The 14,010-nt window shown below is 64.5% G+C and carries 11 protein-coding genes and 1 pseudogene; 10 read left to right on the top strand and 2 right to left on the bottom strand.

The genetic code is table 11. From position 1 onward, the window contains the following. Window positions 1-315 precede the first annotated feature (315 nt). Together HSR122_RS11220 and nikR are read left to right on the top strand one after the other, a co-directional pair. Window positions 316-630, top strand: coding sequence for a hypothetical protein (locus HSR122_RS11220; RefSeq protein WP_229109900.1), 315 nt, complete (start codon window positions 316-318; stop codon window positions 628-630). Window positions 631-682: 52 nt separating this feature from the next. Further along, window positions 683-1,087, top strand: a pseudogene (gene nikR, locus HSR122_RS14910) (nickel-responsive transcriptional regulator NikR); the annotation flags it as partial. Between the two features lie 170 nt (window positions 1,088-1,257). On the opposite strand, the gene HSR122_RS11210 reads toward nikR, so the two are convergent. Beyond that, window positions 1,258-2,706, bottom strand: a complete 1,449-nt coding sequence (locus HSR122_RS11210) for an RtcB family protein (RefSeq protein WP_229109899.1) — start codon at window positions 2,704-2,706, stop codon at window positions 1,258-1,260. A gap of 165 nt (window positions 2,707-2,871) precedes the next feature. Here HSR122_RS11210 and HSR122_RS11205 point away from each other — a divergent pair, with 165 nt between their 5' ends. From HSR122_RS11205 to HSR122_RS11180, 6 genes are all read left to right on the top strand, one after another. Further along, entirely contained in the window at window positions 2,872-4,635 is a 1,764-nt protein-coding gene (locus tag HSR122_RS11205; protein ID WP_229109898.1) for an ABC transporter substrate-binding protein, read from the top strand. A 27-nt stretch (window positions 4,636-4,662) separates the two neighbouring features. Next, entirely contained in the window at window positions 4,663-5,517 is an 855-nt protein-coding gene (locus tag HSR122_RS11200; RefSeq protein ID WP_229109897.1) for a phosphatase PAP2 family protein, read from the top strand. A 45-nt stretch (window positions 5,518-5,562) separates the two neighbouring features. Further along, window positions 5,563-6,528 (top strand): beta-ribofuranosylaminobenzene 5'-phosphate synthase family protein, encoded by a 966-nt coding sequence (locus tag HSR122_RS11195; RefSeq protein ID WP_229109896.1) that lies wholly within the window; start codon window positions 5,563-5,565, stop codon window positions 6,526-6,528. A 220-nt stretch (window positions 6,529-6,748) separates the two neighbouring features. After that, window positions 6,749-8,503, top strand: coding sequence for a cytochrome c oxidase subunit I (gene ctaD, locus HSR122_RS11190; RefSeq protein ID WP_229109895.1), 1,755 nt, complete (start codon window positions 6,749-6,751; stop codon window positions 8,501-8,503). Window positions 8,504-8,554: 51 nt separating this feature from the next. Further along, window positions 8,555-9,574 carry a hypothetical protein gene (locus tag HSR122_RS11185; protein ID WP_229109894.1) on the top strand — a complete coding sequence of 340 codons (1,020 nt, stop codon included), beginning with the start codon at window positions 8,555-8,557 and terminating at the stop codon, window positions 9,572-9,574. A 142-nt stretch (window positions 9,575-9,716) separates the two neighbouring features. After that, complete coding sequence (locus HSR122_RS11180; protein WP_229109893.1) at window positions 9,717-9,974, top strand: DUF7520 family protein; 258 nt, start codon at window positions 9,717-9,719, stop codon at window positions 9,972-9,974. A gap of 19 nt (window positions 9,975-9,993) precedes the next feature. Here the strand turns inward: HSR122_RS11180 and HSR122_RS11175 are convergent, their stop codons facing one another. Next, a complete protein-coding gene (locus HSR122_RS11175) occupies window positions 9,994-10,818 on the bottom strand; it encodes a CBS domain-containing ParB/RepB/Spo0J family partition protein (protein ID WP_229109892.1) in 825 nt (274 codons plus the stop codon). A 142-nt stretch (window positions 10,819-10,960) separates the two neighbouring features. Between HSR122_RS11175 and HSR122_RS11170 the strand changes: the two genes are divergently transcribed. Further along, complete coding sequence (locus tag HSR122_RS11170) at window positions 10,961-11,884, top strand: sulfide-dependent adenosine diphosphate thiazole synthase (RefSeq protein WP_229109891.1); 924 nt, start codon at window positions 10,961-10,963, stop codon at window positions 11,882-11,884. Between the two features lie 217 nt (window positions 11,885-12,101). Continuing rightward, a complete protein-coding gene (locus HSR122_RS11165; protein ID WP_229109890.1) occupies window positions 12,102-14,009 on the top strand; it encodes a 2-oxoacid:acceptor oxidoreductase subunit alpha in 1,908 nt (635 codons plus the stop codon). The last annotated feature ends 1 nt before the right edge of the window (window position 14,010 follow it).

The raw sequence follows: 14,010 nt of genomic DNA, 5'->3' as shown, positions 1-14,010 counted from the left end.
GACAGAGATAGGGTAAAGTATATACGGTAGACGGACGCGGCTGCATGTACGATGAGTTCCAAAACGACGTCCCGGTCAAGCGCCACGTCGCGTACCGAGTCCGAAGAGAAAGTTCTGTTCTTCTGGTCGAAAACCGACAAGGAGACTGCCCGAGAAACCAGCGCGGGAAGCCGATAGCCGGATCGCGACGGTTCTCCTTTGTATTGTCGGCTACACGTTCGTGACGGTTTTCGGCACCCGAGGTGCCGAACGCAGTTCTCACGAGGTGGAAATCCTCGGACGGTTTTGGGCCTGCAGTGTCGTACCTGCCCGTAGATGAACGAGGAGTACTTCGAGCAACTCGGACGACTCGTCGGTCCGTTACCCGAACGACAGGCAGCGTTCGGTTGCGGTTCCTGTCAGGCTATCTGGTACGGCTTCGAAGAGGCCGCTCCCGACGGTCGCCATCCGAGACCGGATCGCTACTGTCCGCGCTGCGGGAGCGAGGACGTCAGCGAACTCCCGGACGTTCCGGGCGCGCTCGTGCTCAAGTCGTGGGTCGATTGGCCCGGCGACTGTCCGTCGATGGAAACCGAGACCGAACCGGCGAAACCAGATCAGACAGGCGGACGGCGTCCCCCACCGCCGTAGTTGCGGGCTGGCAGTATCAACGCTCTTGTAGGCCAGCGTGCAACTGTCAGGTATGGCCGACGAGCTGGACCGGGTGAGTCTGACGCTACCGCCGGAGATGACCGACCGCCTCGACGAGATCGTGCGCGACTGGGAGTATTCGAGTCGGTCGGAAGCCGTGCGCGACGCGCTCCGGGATTTCTTTACGACCTACGACTGGGAAGCGGGCGATCGGGGTCGCCACCACGGTACGATCGTCGTGGTCCACGAACACGAACACGACAGCGATCTACCGGGCCAGTTGCAGGCGATCCAGCACGACCACGCCGACGTCGTCACGTCCGTCCAGCACATCCACCTCTCACACGACCGGTGCATGGAAACGCTCGTCGTCGACGGGACGGCCGGCGAGATCGACGCGCTGGCCAACCAGATCCGTGCGCTCGGCGGCGTCCGACAGGTGAAGGTCGTGGTCGTCGGCGGTGCCGACCCGGGGCACGGCCACGAACACGGTCACGAGCACGGGTCGGTCCACGGCGATCACAGCCATCCCGGCGGCGACGGCCACAGCCACTCCGGCGACGACGGCCACGACGATCACAGCCAGCCCGGTCACGATCACGACTCGGCTGCTGACGATCGCTGACGCTATTCGAGGGCCTTGATGTTGTGAACCGGGTCCAGCCAGTCGACGATTTCGGCGGTCGGTTCGATCGTCGCGGCGATCCGTTCCGCGTCCTTGTACGCGATCGGCGCTTCGTCCAGCACCGAGTCGACGAGCGACTCCGAGTAGACGCCGTCCATTCGCTCGCGGAGGTCTTCGACGGAGGCGCGTTCGCTGGCCTCGCGGCGACTCATCGTCCGGCCCGCGCCGTGGGGCGCCGTCCGGTTCCAGGTCTCGTTGCCCTTGCCGCGAGCCAGAATCGACCCGTCGGCCATGTTGAACGGGACGACCAGTCGCTGCCCTTCGCGGGCCGGAGTCGCACCCTTCCTGATCGTCAGATCGCGGAAGTCCACGTAGTTGTGGATCGACTGGAACCGGTCGACGGGATCGACCCCGAGCGCCTCACAGATAGCGTCGCTCATCAGCTCGCGGTTCCAGCGGGCGTACTGCTGGGCGAACAGCATGTCCACGTAGTAGCCGTGCGCCTCACGGCCGTCGAGATAATCCAGGTCCGTGTTGCGGGCTTGCGGTTCCGGTTCGACGTCGTTCAGCCGGTCGAACGTCCGCTCGATGGCCTCGCCGTCCTTGTCCCCGAGGACGGCCTCGCGGTCGATGTGAGACTGACCCTTCCCGCCGGTCACCCAGGCGTACAGGTCGGCGTCGCTGACTGTCTCCGGATCGAATTCGAGATACCGATAGTCAGTCTCGGGGATCGCCGCGCGGATCGCGTCGGCGTTGCGGAGGTCGGTCGCGCGCTCCTGCCAGTATTCGGCGACGGCAAGCCCCAGATAGCGCGAACCGCTGTGGATCACCAGCCAGTGCTCGCCGGACTCGCGGGCGCGGGCGAACTCGACGAAGTGGTTGCCGCCGCCGAGCGTCCCGGCGCTTTTGATGACGTGGCCGATTCCCTGGGGCTTGCGCGAGAGGACGCGATCACACAGGTCCGTGAAGTACTGTTCGTCGTATCCCGAGAAGTCGAACGAGACGGGATCGATCGGCCGGCCGAACCGCTCGCGATAGGTTTCCTCGAACCGTCGGAATACCTCGTTGGCGCGCTCGAAGGGGAACTGTTCGACGAGGTGCGGGGCGTCGTCGTACGCGTGGACATCCCGCCCCATCGGCACGGTCTCGCGGACTCGTCGTTCGCGCTCCGGGTCCGAGAGCGGCAGCGTGTCGCCCAGGTTCGTCGCGGCCATCCCGCAGCCGACGTCGACGCCGACGACGTTCGGGACGATCCGATCGGGCAACGGCATCGTGAAACCGACGGGCGCGCCGGCCCCCCAGTGGGTGTCCGGCATGATCACGACCGGTTCGGTGAACGCCTCGTGATCGATCAGCGTCTGGATCTGCTCGCGTGCGGACGCCTCGAGCAGCGATTCGTCGTCGACCATCACCGTCGCAGTCGTGTGTGCACCGTCGAGATCGATTGGCATCGCCAATCGCCGCTTGGCTATCGGTCCCTAAGAGGACACCGGTCGCGTCGATTGCGTGAAACGAGTCGACACTTTCATATCTTATCGAGCGGATGTTTTATATACGCAAACGTAGACTGCTGTCCGGTTGGTCCCCGGGTTAGCGGAAAGCAGTGGTGGATATAGATGGACGATACGAACGACAGTCAGAACACACTCACACGACGACAGGTAGTCGCGGGTGGGGCTGTCGGCCTGGCCGGTCTCTCTGGCGGTTGTCTGGGGCCGATTCAGAACGTTCTCGGTCTCGCGTCGGCCAGTCAGGTGTCCCTCCGGGTCGTCGCACCGCCGGTCGACTGGGATCGGCGGGCGAACGCGATCGCGGGCCGGCTCGTCAGCCGGCTCGAACAAGTGGGGATCGATGCGCGATTTCCGTTACTCCCGCCGAAGCAGTTCCGCGAACAGGTGCTCTACCGGCGGGACTTCGACATGTACGTCGGGACGATGCCCGTTGGACGGGACCCGGACTTCCTGCGGTCGCTACTCCACTCGACACACACCAACGACCTCGGCTGGCAGAACCCCTTCGGATTCACGGACAAGACGCTCGACGAACGGTTCGACGACCAGCGCAGACAGTCCGGTAGCCAGCGGACCGGGACGATCCACGATATCCTGCGGACGATCGCGAACGAACAGCCGTTCGTCCCGATTGCGACCGACAACGCGATCGCGGCCGTTCGATCGGACGTCGCCGACGCGTTCGACGGCTGGCAACGGGTCCCGCTCAGGGAGCCGATCTGGTTGCTCGGGATCGATCCGGTTGAGGGGGCCGAACCTCGGCAGACGTTTCGGGTGACGACTAAAAACGATCTGCCGACCGAACAGTTGAACCCGCTCGTCCCCTGGATCAGCGAGTTCGACCCGACGACATCCCTGTTGTACGACCCGCTGGCCCGCCGGTACGACGGCTCGATCCGGCCCTGGCTGGCCCGCGAGTGGTCGGTCGACGGGGCCGAACTGACGCTCACCTTGCGGTCGGATCTGCGCTGGCACGACGGCGAACCACTGACAGCCGAAGACATTCGGTTCACTTACGAGTTCATCTCGGACACGTCACTCGGGTCCTCGGACGCCGACTATCCCGTGCCCCGTTTCAGGCGACAGGCGAGTCTCGTCGATACTGTCGAGGTGCTCGGGCAACGCCGGGTCCGGATGTCCATCGATGCGTCCCCCCCAGTCACGCCGATGGCTCTCACGCTCCCGCTGTTGCCCGAACACGTCTGGCAATCGCGGACAGACGTTGTCGAAATGCGCGCCGGACTGACGCGAGCGATTACACACGCCAATACGAACCCCGTCGGATCGGGGCCGATGGCGCTCGAGAGTCGTCGAGGCGGGCACACGCTGCGACTCCGGCGGTTCGATCACCACCCCATCAACCGCGACGACGGCTCCGAGTTGGCGGATCGGTTCGGGCCACTCGCGTTCTCCGAGCTCGAGATGCTGGTAACGCCGTCGGACCTGAACATGGTCGAGTTCCTCGAGGGCGGAGAGGCCGACGTCACGGTACCACGCCTCGACAACGAACTCGTCTCGCGGATCGAGTCGAAGGAATCGCTGTCGCTGGCTACCAGTTCGTCCCGGACGCTGTACCACGTCGGTTTCAACGCGCGGCGTCGGCCGCTCCACACACCGGGTTTCCGTCGCGCCGTTGCCCACCTGCTCAACAAGGCACGCATCGTCGAGACGGTCTTCGATGGCTACGCCCGGCCCCGAACGGTGCCGGTACACGACCGGTCGTGGGTCCCGGACGACCTCAGGTGGGACGGAGGCGATCCCGAAGTGCCGTTTGCGGGTATCGAAGACGAACTCGATATCGAACGTGCCCGCGAACACTTCCGATCGGCAGGCTACTACTACGCGGACGGCGGACAACTGGTATATTGATAACTGCGGGCGCTACATGAGACAACCATGCCATTGCTCGATGTCCTGTTGCGCGTGACGACGGTGACAGCGACACTGCTGGCGCTGTCTCTCCCACCGACCGTCGGACTCGGCCGCCTCCGCTCGATCTATCGATACGGGATCAGAAAGCGCATCGCGGACGTACTCCCGTATTTCGTCTTTCTGGGAATCGTGCTCGGGGTCATGGGGACGTTTCGGAATATCGGTGCCGATCTCTCGTGGATCGTCGGCGTCGAAATCAGTTCCTACATCCTCGATCTCGAGGGCGGAACAGTCATCCGCTGGCTGCAGTCGTTCGAGTCGCCGCTCGCGACGTCGTATTTCTCCGGCGTGTACATCTACGGGTACGTGTACCTGCTGATTTTCCCGTTTCTCGCGTATCTCCTCGCTGACGATCTCCAGCCGTTTCGGACGTTGACGGTGGCGTACGCGTTCAATTACGTCGTCGGCATTCTGTTGTACGTCACCTTCATCGCGTACGGGCCACGAAACTACCCGATCGGCGTCGAGCAGCTGCTGTATGACACCTGGCCACAGTCACAGCTGCTTACCTCGGAGGTGAACGTCAACACGAACGTCTTCCCCTCGCTGCACTCGTCGGTCTCGACGACGATCGCGATCCTCGCGGTCAAGACCCGCGATCGCTATCCGCTGTGGACGCTGATCGCGGTTCCGCTCGCCGTCTCGGTCTGTCTCTCGACGATGTACCTCGCGATCCACTGGGCGACCGACGTCGTCGCCGGGATCGCGCTGGCGGTCGTCGCCGTCACGTTCGCCGAACGGTATCACGACCGGTTCACCGCGTTCATCGAGCGGGCCAGAGCCCGCACGCGCGACGCGTATCGGGATCTGCGGTCGTGATCGCGTGACCACAGGTTCTTGGTGGCGGATCTCCCAGGGCAGGTAATGGTACGAGTCACGGTCGGGGGACGGATCCACTTCGGGTTCCAGAACCTCTCGCTGGCACACGATCGGCTGTACGGCGGCGTCGGTGTCGGGCTGTCAGAGCCGCGGCTGGTGCTCTCGGCCGAACCGGCCGAGGACGTCGCCTGCGACTGGCCGGCCGCGACCTCGTACGTCGAGCGCGCCGTCGAGGTCATCGGTGTTCCGGGGGCGAACGTGACGGTCGAACGGCGGCTCCCGCGTCACGTCGGTCTCGGCAGTGGCACCCGACTCGCACTGGCGAGTCTGGTGGCCGTCGCACGTGCACACGGCCGCCCGGTCGACCTCCGGGAGGTGGCCCCCGACCTCGGTCGGGGCGGCCGGAGCGGCGTCGGCGTCGCGACCTTCGAGGCGGGCGGGTTCGTGGTCGACGCCGGCCACCCGACGGAGCTGTTCACGAGCGCGCCCCCCGACGAGGGCGAGTGGACCGTCCCGCCGGTGGTCGCCCGCCACGACGTGCCCGACGACTGGCGCTTCCTGCTGGTGACACCCGAGGTCGAACGCGGCCGGAGCGGCGACCCCGAAGACGCGAGTATCAGGTCGGTCGTCGAGCGGGCCGATCCCGGGATCGCCGACGACATCGCGCTCGTTCTCACTCGGCAGTTGCTCCCGGCGGTCGCGACCGGCGACCACGAGACGTTCGGGCACGCCGTCGCCCGGCTGAGCCGGCTCAACGGGGCGTGGTACGCCGACGAACAGGGCGGCGTCTACCGACCGCCGGCCGGCCGGCTGATCGACGCGCTCGACTCGATTCCCGGCGTCTCGGGGGCCGGGCAGTCCTCGTGGGGACCGACCGTCTACGGCGTCACCCACGCGTCGGTGGCCGAAACCGCGACGCGAGCGGCCCGCGACGCGCTCGACGACCTCGGGCTGGAGGGGACAGTCCGCCTCGTCGAGGCCGCGGCGGCCGGCGCGTCCGCCGACCCGTGATCGTGTGATACGGTCGGTTGTAAGTCTGTTCCAGATCGATCGCATCCGTTATGCAATCGTACCGGCAAATCGTTACAACCGACCGTATGAGGCACTTCCGGATGAGGATACCTTCTACCCCGTACTATCTTAAATAACCCCATATATCGTGGGTTACCATTCATATCAAATCGCCAAATGACCCTAACGTTTCTTTACCCCCCGGGCCCGATTGGCGCACATGGCAAGCGGACAGATCGCAATCACTGTGCTGATGGGGGTGCTGCTCGTCGTCGTCGCGTCGCTGCTCACCCGCATCGAGAACTGGCGGTCGTACGCGCCGACGGCGGGTGCGAGCAGTCTCGCCGGCGAGGAGACCAGTTACGGCCACAGCGAGAAGCCGAGCGGGGTCGTCCGCTGGCTCACGACGGTCGATCACAAGGACATTGGGATCCTCTACGGCGCGTACGCGCTCGTCGCGTTCGCGGTCGGCGGGATCATGGTCGTCCTGATGCGCACCGAGCTGCTGTGGCCCGCCGAGGACATCATGTCCACGTCGATGTACAACTCGCTTCTGACCAGTCACGGTATCACGATGTTGTTCCTGTTCGGGACGCCTATTATCGCGGCGTTCGGGAACTACTTCGTCCCGCTTTTGATCGGGGCCGACGACATGGCGTTTCCGCGGATCAACGCCATCGCCTTCTGGCTGTTGCCGCCCGGGGCGCTGCTGATCTGGGGCGGCTTTTTCATCCCGGGGATCGAGGCCGCACAGACCTCCTGGACGATGTACACGCCGCTGTCGGCGGAACAGCCGATGATCGGCGCGGACCTGATGATCCTCGGGCTTCATCTCACCGGCGTCTCCGCAACGATGGGTGCGATCAACTTCATCGCGACCATCTTCACCGAGCGCGACGAGGAGGTCACCTGGGCGAACCTCGATATCTTCTCCTGGACGATGCTCACCCAGTCCGGGCTGATCCTGTTCGCGTTCCCGCTTCTTGGCAGCGCGCTCGTGATGTTGCTGCTGGATCGCAACGTCGGGACGACTTTCTTTGCGACTGAAGGCGGTGGGGCGATCCTCTGGCAGCACCTGTTCTGGTTCTTCGGCCATCCCGAGGTGTACATCCTCGTGTTGCCGCCGATGGGGCTGATCAGCTACATCATCCCGCGCTTTTCGGGGCGGAAACTGTTCGGGTTCAAGTTCGTCGTCTACTCGACGCTGGCCATCGGCGTCCTCTCGTTTGGCGTGTGGGCACATCACATGTTCTCGACGGGGATCGACCCGCGCCTGCAGGTCTCGTTCATGGCGGTCTCTTTAGCGATCGCGATACCGAGCGCCGTCAAGACCTTCAACTGGATCACGACGATGTGGAACGGCAAGGTCAGGCTGACGACGCCGATGCTGTTCTCGATCGGCTTCGTCGCGAACTTCATCATCGGCGGCGTCACCGGGGTGTTCCTGGCGACGATCCCCGTCGACTACCTGCTGCACGACACCTACTACGTCGTCGGGCACTTCCACTACGTGATCATGGGCGCGATCGCGTTCGCGGTCTTCGCCGGGATCTACTACTGGTTCCCCATCTACACCGGCAAGATGTACCAGAAGGCCCTCGGGAAGTGGCACTTCTGGCTGACGATGATCGGCACGAACCTGACGTTTTTCGGCATGCTGATTCTCGGGTATCTGGGGATGCCCCGTCGATACGCGACCTACAACCTGGTCTCGGTCGGCCCGATTGACCTGTTCACGGTCCTCCACCAGCTCGCCACGCTCGGGGCGTTCATCCTGCTCGCCGGCCAGATCATCTTCGTCTGGAACGTCGTCTCCTCGTGGCTGTACGGACAGCGCGTCACTGACGGCGACCCCTGGGATCTCAAGGACGACGACCTCTACAGCCGGGAGTTCCGCTGGAACGAACGCCGGATGGACGACGACCTCGTGCTCGCGGACGGCGGCGAATCCGAGGACAGCTCCGAGCGAACGTAGCGGACCGCTGTGGACGTGGTTTTTTCCGGCCGACGACTGTAAACACGGACCATGTCCGGTGAACCGGGGGACACGATGCGCGAGCGGGCCGACGAGAGCTCGCGGGTTCTCTGGCTGTTACTGAACGCCGACCGCTGGCTCGTTACCGCTCTCCTCTCGGCGATCCTGTTCTGTTCGATCGTCGTCGTCGGGCTCCTCGTTTCCGAACCGGGGTTCCGGGCCGGCGACCCGATCGAGACGCTCTATCAGGCGCTGATAACGTCGACGGTGACTGGCGTGACGCTCGTGCTGACGCTGAGCCAGCTGGTGCTCTCACAGGAACTCGGGTCGGCCGGCGACCAGCGCGAGCGGATGCGGGGCGCGCTCTCGTTTCGTCGGGACGTGGCCGACGCGGTCGATACCGCGGTTAGTCCGGCCGAGCCGTCGGCGTTTCTCCGTGCGCTCGTGGGGGCGACGCGTGACCGTGCCGAGGCGATCGACGGCGCGCTCACCGATCTCGAACCTGACGCACGCAACCGCGTGACGTCGTATCTTGACGCCGTGATCGAGAACGCCGACGGCGTAATCGAGCAACTCGACGGCGCTACTTTCGGCGAGTTCGACGTCGTCCGGGCGGCACTGAACTACAACTACTCCTGGAAGCTCTACGAGGGGCGGTCGATCCGCGAGACGGACGACATCGACCTCCCCGAGGCTGCTGTAGCGGAACTGGAATCGTTACTCGATCTCCTGGAACTGTTCGGTTCGGCTCGAGAGCACTTCAAGACGCTGTACTTCCAGTGGGAGCTGTCGAACCTCTCGCGAACGTTGCTGTACACCGCTGTTCCGGCACTGGCGGTCGCCGTCTCCTCGTTGCTGTTTCTCGATCCGTCGGCGATCGACGGCGCGACCGCCGGCGTCCCCCACGCGCTCGTTCTCGTCGCCGCGACGACGACGGTCTCGCTGGTGCCGTTCACGATTTTGCTGGCGTACGTGCTCCGCATCGTGACAGTCACGAAACGGACGCTCTCGATCGGGCCGTTCATCCTCCGGGAGACGGACCGGTCCGGGGATATCTCCGAACGGACCTAGCCGATCACGAGCGCGAACCCGGCGGCGAACATCATGATCGCGACCGCCGCCAGCACGACCAATAGCAGTTCCTTCTCTGACATTGCCCGACGTTATCGCCGGAAGTGAAAAGCCTAATCGCTCCCGGCACCAATCGAGGGTTGTGCCACGACGTCTGTCCGGGCGGCAGGTGATATACGCCGTCTACGCCGCTATCGTCTCGATCGCCGCGCTCATGGGGTTCGTCCTCGGGGCGATCAACCCCGAGGGGATGGACCCGACGCTGTTTTTCGTCGTCGATCTGCCGGCGACGCCGGTCGGGATGGTGATCTTCGGCGTCTCGACGGTCGGCGTTGGCCTGGGCGTGTTGCTGTTGCTCGTCGCGTTCGTCGCGGACCGGTACGACGACGCTGCGGTTTGACAGCGTCACACGGCCACTATCACGAGCTGTCGGCCTCGTCCGCGTCGTTTTCGCCCATCCGCTCGGTCGTCTCGACGAGCGGGTGGCGGGCGTAATCGACGATGGTGATGTCGTCGACCGACTGCAGGTCCTCTTCTTCGGCGGTCTTGGCCATCTCGAGTTCGACGGCGCGGTCGACGCGGATGACGTACGCCTCCATCTCCTCGATGCCGAGTTCGCTGGCCGCGGTCGTCCGGTGGTGGCCGTCGACGAGCAGGAGTTCGCCGTCGTTGTCGACGACGACCAGCGGTTCGGCCAGCCCGCGCTCCAGTTCGTAACTCCGTCCCTCGAGCTCGTCGGCATAGACGCGGGTCTGAGTCGGCCGGAGCGCGGCGAGCGAGACCTGGCGGCGCTCCTGGTCGGCCTCGACACCGTGGACCTCCTCGATCGTCTCCTGGAGTTCCGCGACCTTGTCCGGAGTCGCGCGCTCGATCTGACTGCGGATGACGTCGGTGTTGGAGATGATCCCGACCAGATCGCCGTCGTCGTCGACGACCGGCAGCCGCTGGATGCCCGACCGCAGGATGACCCGTGCGGCGTCGTCCAGATCCATCTCGGGATGGGCGACGAGCAGGTCCGTGCTCATGACCTCGCTGATCTCCGTGTCGTCGTCGGCCAGCAGGAGGTCGCTCGCGCTGACGAACCCCTCGACGTGGCTGTCGTCGGTGACCGGAAGTCCGCTGTGATCGTCGCTGTCTGCGATCCGTCTGGCGACCTCGCCGACCGTCGACGTCGGCGTGACTGTCGAGACCTCCCGGGTCATGTACTCTTCGACCGTCAGCGACCCATCGGAACTGTCCATCATCGAGAGTGACGGCGCCGTGATTGAAAAACCCCACGTCAGACGGACCGGCATCGGTCGCCCCGGTGGCCGTCGGCCCGTCACCGCTCGCTCGATGCCCGGTTTCACAACGCCTATTAACTACCGACTAATATCACTGAGTTGTATGAGCGGGTTCGACCAGTTCAGCGACGTCGGCGAAGTGGAAGTGACACGCGCGATCGGTCAGGAGTGGACCGACGAGTTTATGCAGTTCTCGGATTCGGACGTGATCGTCGTCGGCGGGGGTCCGTCGGGGTTGATCGCCGCGAAAGAGCTCTCGGAACGCGGTGTGCAGACGATGGTCGTCGAGAAGAACAATTACCTCGGTGGGGGGTTCTGGCTCGGTGGCTTCCTGATGAACAAGGTCACCGTCCGGGACCCGGCCCAGCAGATCCTCGAGGAACTGGACGTCGAGTACGAGCAGTCTCGCGACAGCGAGGGGCTGTACGTCGCAAGCGGACCCGAAGCGACCTCGGGATTGATCAAGGCCACCTGTGACGCCGGCGCGAAGATACAGAACATGACCGAGTTCACGGACGTCGTCGTCCGCGAGGACCACCGGGTCGGGGGGATCGTGATGAACTGGACGCCGGTCCACTCGCTGCCCCGGGAGATCACCTGCGTCGATCCGATCGCCGTCGAGGCCGACCTCGTTATCGACGCGACTGGCCACGACGCCATGGCGGTCACGAAACTCGACGAGCGGGGCGTCCTCGACGCACCGGGGATCGAAGACGGTAACGCGGGCATGGACCAGACAGACGAAGACAGTTACGGCGCGCCGGGGCACGACTCGCCGGGGCACGACTCGATGTGGGTCGGCGAGAGCGAGGACGCGGTCGTCGAGCACACGGGCCTGACCCATGACGGTCTGATCGTCACCGGGATGGCGACCGCGACGACCTACGGCCTCCCGCGGATGGGTCCGACCTTCGGCGCGATGCTGGTCTCGGGCAAGCGCGCGGCACAGGTCGCGCTCGAGGAACTCGAGGTCGACGCCCGGCCGGTCGATCTGACCGGCCAGAACGTCGCGCCCGCCGACGACTAGAAGTCACTCGTACAGTTACCACCACTGTCCACCTCGACACGGTCTGACTTGCCATTAACAACCATAATAGGCCGGTAGCAGCAATAAATTCCGATAAATTTCCTAACCAGACACATCTGAATCATAACAATTATTATCGTATAAGTCAGTGACAACGCTTTTGTCCGGGCGAAACCTGGTTCGTACACGGCGCCCGCAGGGGGCCGATGATTTACCCATGCCAGAGCCAGACGACCTCATGTGGCGAATCGCAGGCGGTTCCGGCGACGGGATCGACTCGACGAGCCAGAACTTCGCGAAGGCCTTGATGCGTTCGGGACTTAACGTATTCACACATCGACATTATCCGTCGCGGATCCGGGGCGGCCACACGTACGTCGAGGTACGTGCCGGCAACGGCCCGGTCAACTCGCGTGGCGACGGATACAACTTCCTCCTCACGCTCGGAGACAGCTTCGCTCGGAACCCGAGCGAGGACGCCTATTACGGCAACGAGGAGGCCAAGCCGCTGACGGAGAACCTCGACGAACTCAACGAGGGCGGCGTCATCGTCTACGACGAGGGGCTGCTCGACGAGGAAGACGTCGAGGCGATCAACCTCGAGGAGCGTGCCGAGGAGAACGGCTGGCACGTCTATCCCGTCGACCTTCGGGGCATCGCCCGCGAGCACGGTCGCGACGTGATGCGAAACACCGCCGGTGTCGGGTTCACGGCGGCACTGATGGACATCGATCCGGCGTACTTCGAGGAGATCATCTCCAACGGCATGTCCGGGGAGATGAAGGAGGCGAACCTCAAGGTCCTCGAAGACGCCTACGAACTCGGCCAGGAAGTCGAGCACACCCACGGCTGGACCGCGCCGGAAGGCGAGGGCCACGACGAGGAGCAGGTCCTGCTGTCGGGCAGTGACGCGATCTCGTACGGCGCGATCGACGAGGGCTGTCGGTTCATCTCGGGTTATCCGATGACCCCGTGGACCGACGTGTTCACGATCATGTCCCAGAACCTGCCGAAGTTCGGCGGGATCTCCGAGCAGGTCGAGGACGAGATCGCCGCCGCGGCGCTGGCGATCGGTGCTTCCCACGCCGGCGTGAAGGCCATGTCCGGCTCGTCGGGCGGCGGCTTCGCGCTGATGTCCGAGCCGCTCGGACTCGCGGAGATGACCGAGACGCCGCTCGTGCTCGTCGAGGCGATGCGTGCCGGTCCCTCGACCGGGATGCCGACCAAGCCCGAGCAGGGCGACCTCGAACACATCCTCTATACGAGCCAGGGCGACTCGACGCGCGTCGTGTTCGCGCCGGCCAACGTCGAGGAGTGTTACACTCAGACCCGCAAGGCCTTCGAGCTGGCCTACGAGTACCAGATCCCGGCGATCGTCGCCTACGACCAGAAGCTCCAGGGCGAACTCCGCAACGTCCCCGAGAGCTTCTTCGACGAGGAGCCCAACGCCGACCCCGGTTCGGTGCTGACCGAGGAAGAGATCGCCGAGGCCGCCCACCACGCGTCGGACAAGTTCAAGCGGTTCCTCCACGAACCCGAGGACGGCTCGAACGTCAGTCCGCGCTCGGTGCCCGGCCAGGAGGGCGGACGCTTCCTCGCGACCGGCAACGAGCACAACGAAGTCGGCCACATCAGCGAGGACCCCGAGAACCGGGTGATCCAGATGAACCGCCGGATGGGCAAGCTCGATGACATCCGCGAGGAGCTTGACGCCACCGAGCAATCCCACCAGACCTACCACGGTCCGGAAGACGCCGAGTACGGCATCATCACCTGGGGCAGCCAGCAGGACACGGTCTTCGAGGCCGTCGACGAACTCAACGAGGCCGGCCACTCGGTGAAGGCTGTCGGCGTCTCGGACCTGATGCCGTTCCCGGAAACGGAGATGACGGAGTTCCTCGAGTCGGTCGAGCACGCTGTCGTGGTGGAGATGAACGCCAGCGGCCAGCTCCGCGGTCACATTCAGAAGGAGCTGGGCAAGTACGGCGACAAGCTCTCCAGCCTTCTGAAGTACAACGGCAATCCCTTCGAACCGCGCGACGTCGTCGAAGGGTTCGAAACGAGCAACGGAGACGGGGAACTGCCCCATCAGCGAATGACCTACGTCCCAGCGGCAGGTGACTAAC

This window comes from Halapricum desulfuricans (assembly GCF_017094525.1).
Taxonomy (GTDB): domain Archaea; phylum Halobacteriota; class Halobacteria; order Halobacteriales; family Haloarculaceae; genus Halapricum; species Halapricum desulfuricans.
The sequence above is the reverse complement of the archived record's forward strand: the minus strand, read 5'-3'. Positions and strand labels throughout refer to the sequence as shown.

What these genes read in the sequence shown, in the direction of transcription:
- HSR122_RS11205 (WP_229109898.1), top strand. Translation starts at nt 2,872, where the DNA reads ATGGACGATACGAACGACAGTCAGAACACACTCACACGACGACAGGTA.
- HSR122_RS11195 (WP_229109896.1), top strand. Translation starts at nt 5,563, where the DNA reads ATGGTACGAGTCACGGTCGGGGGACGGATCCACTTCGGGTTCCAGAAC.
- ctaD (WP_229109895.1), top strand. Translation starts at nt 6,749, where the DNA reads ATGGCAAGCGGACAGATCGCAATCACTGTGCTGATGGGGGTGCTGCTC.
- HSR122_RS11200 (WP_229109897.1), top strand. Translation starts at nt 4,663, where the DNA reads ATGCCATTGCTCGATGTCCTGTTGCGCGTGACGACGGTGACAGCGACA.
- HSR122_RS11170 (WP_229109891.1), top strand. Translation starts at nt 10,961, where the DNA reads ATGAGCGGGTTCGACCAGTTCAGCGACGTCGGCGAAGTGGAAGTGACA.
- HSR122_RS11165 (WP_229109890.1), top strand. Translation starts at nt 12,102, where the DNA reads ATGCCAGAGCCAGACGACCTCATGTGGCGAATCGCAGGCGGTTCCGGC.
- HSR122_RS11185 (WP_229109894.1), top strand. Translation starts at nt 8,555, where the DNA reads ATGTCCGGTGAACCGGGGGACACGATGCGCGAGCGGGCCGACGAGAGC.
- HSR122_RS11210 (WP_229109899.1), bottom strand. Translation starts at nt 2,706, where the DNA reads ATGCCAATCGATCTCGACGGTGCACACACGACTGCGACGGTGATGGTC.
- HSR122_RS11220 (WP_229109900.1), top strand. Translation starts at nt 316, where the DNA reads ATGAACGAGGAGTACTTCGAGCAACTCGGACGACTCGTCGGTCCGTTA.
- HSR122_RS11175 (WP_229109892.1), bottom strand. Translation starts at nt 10,818, where the DNA reads ATGATGGACAGTTCCGATGGGTCGCTGACGGTCGAAGAGTACATGACC.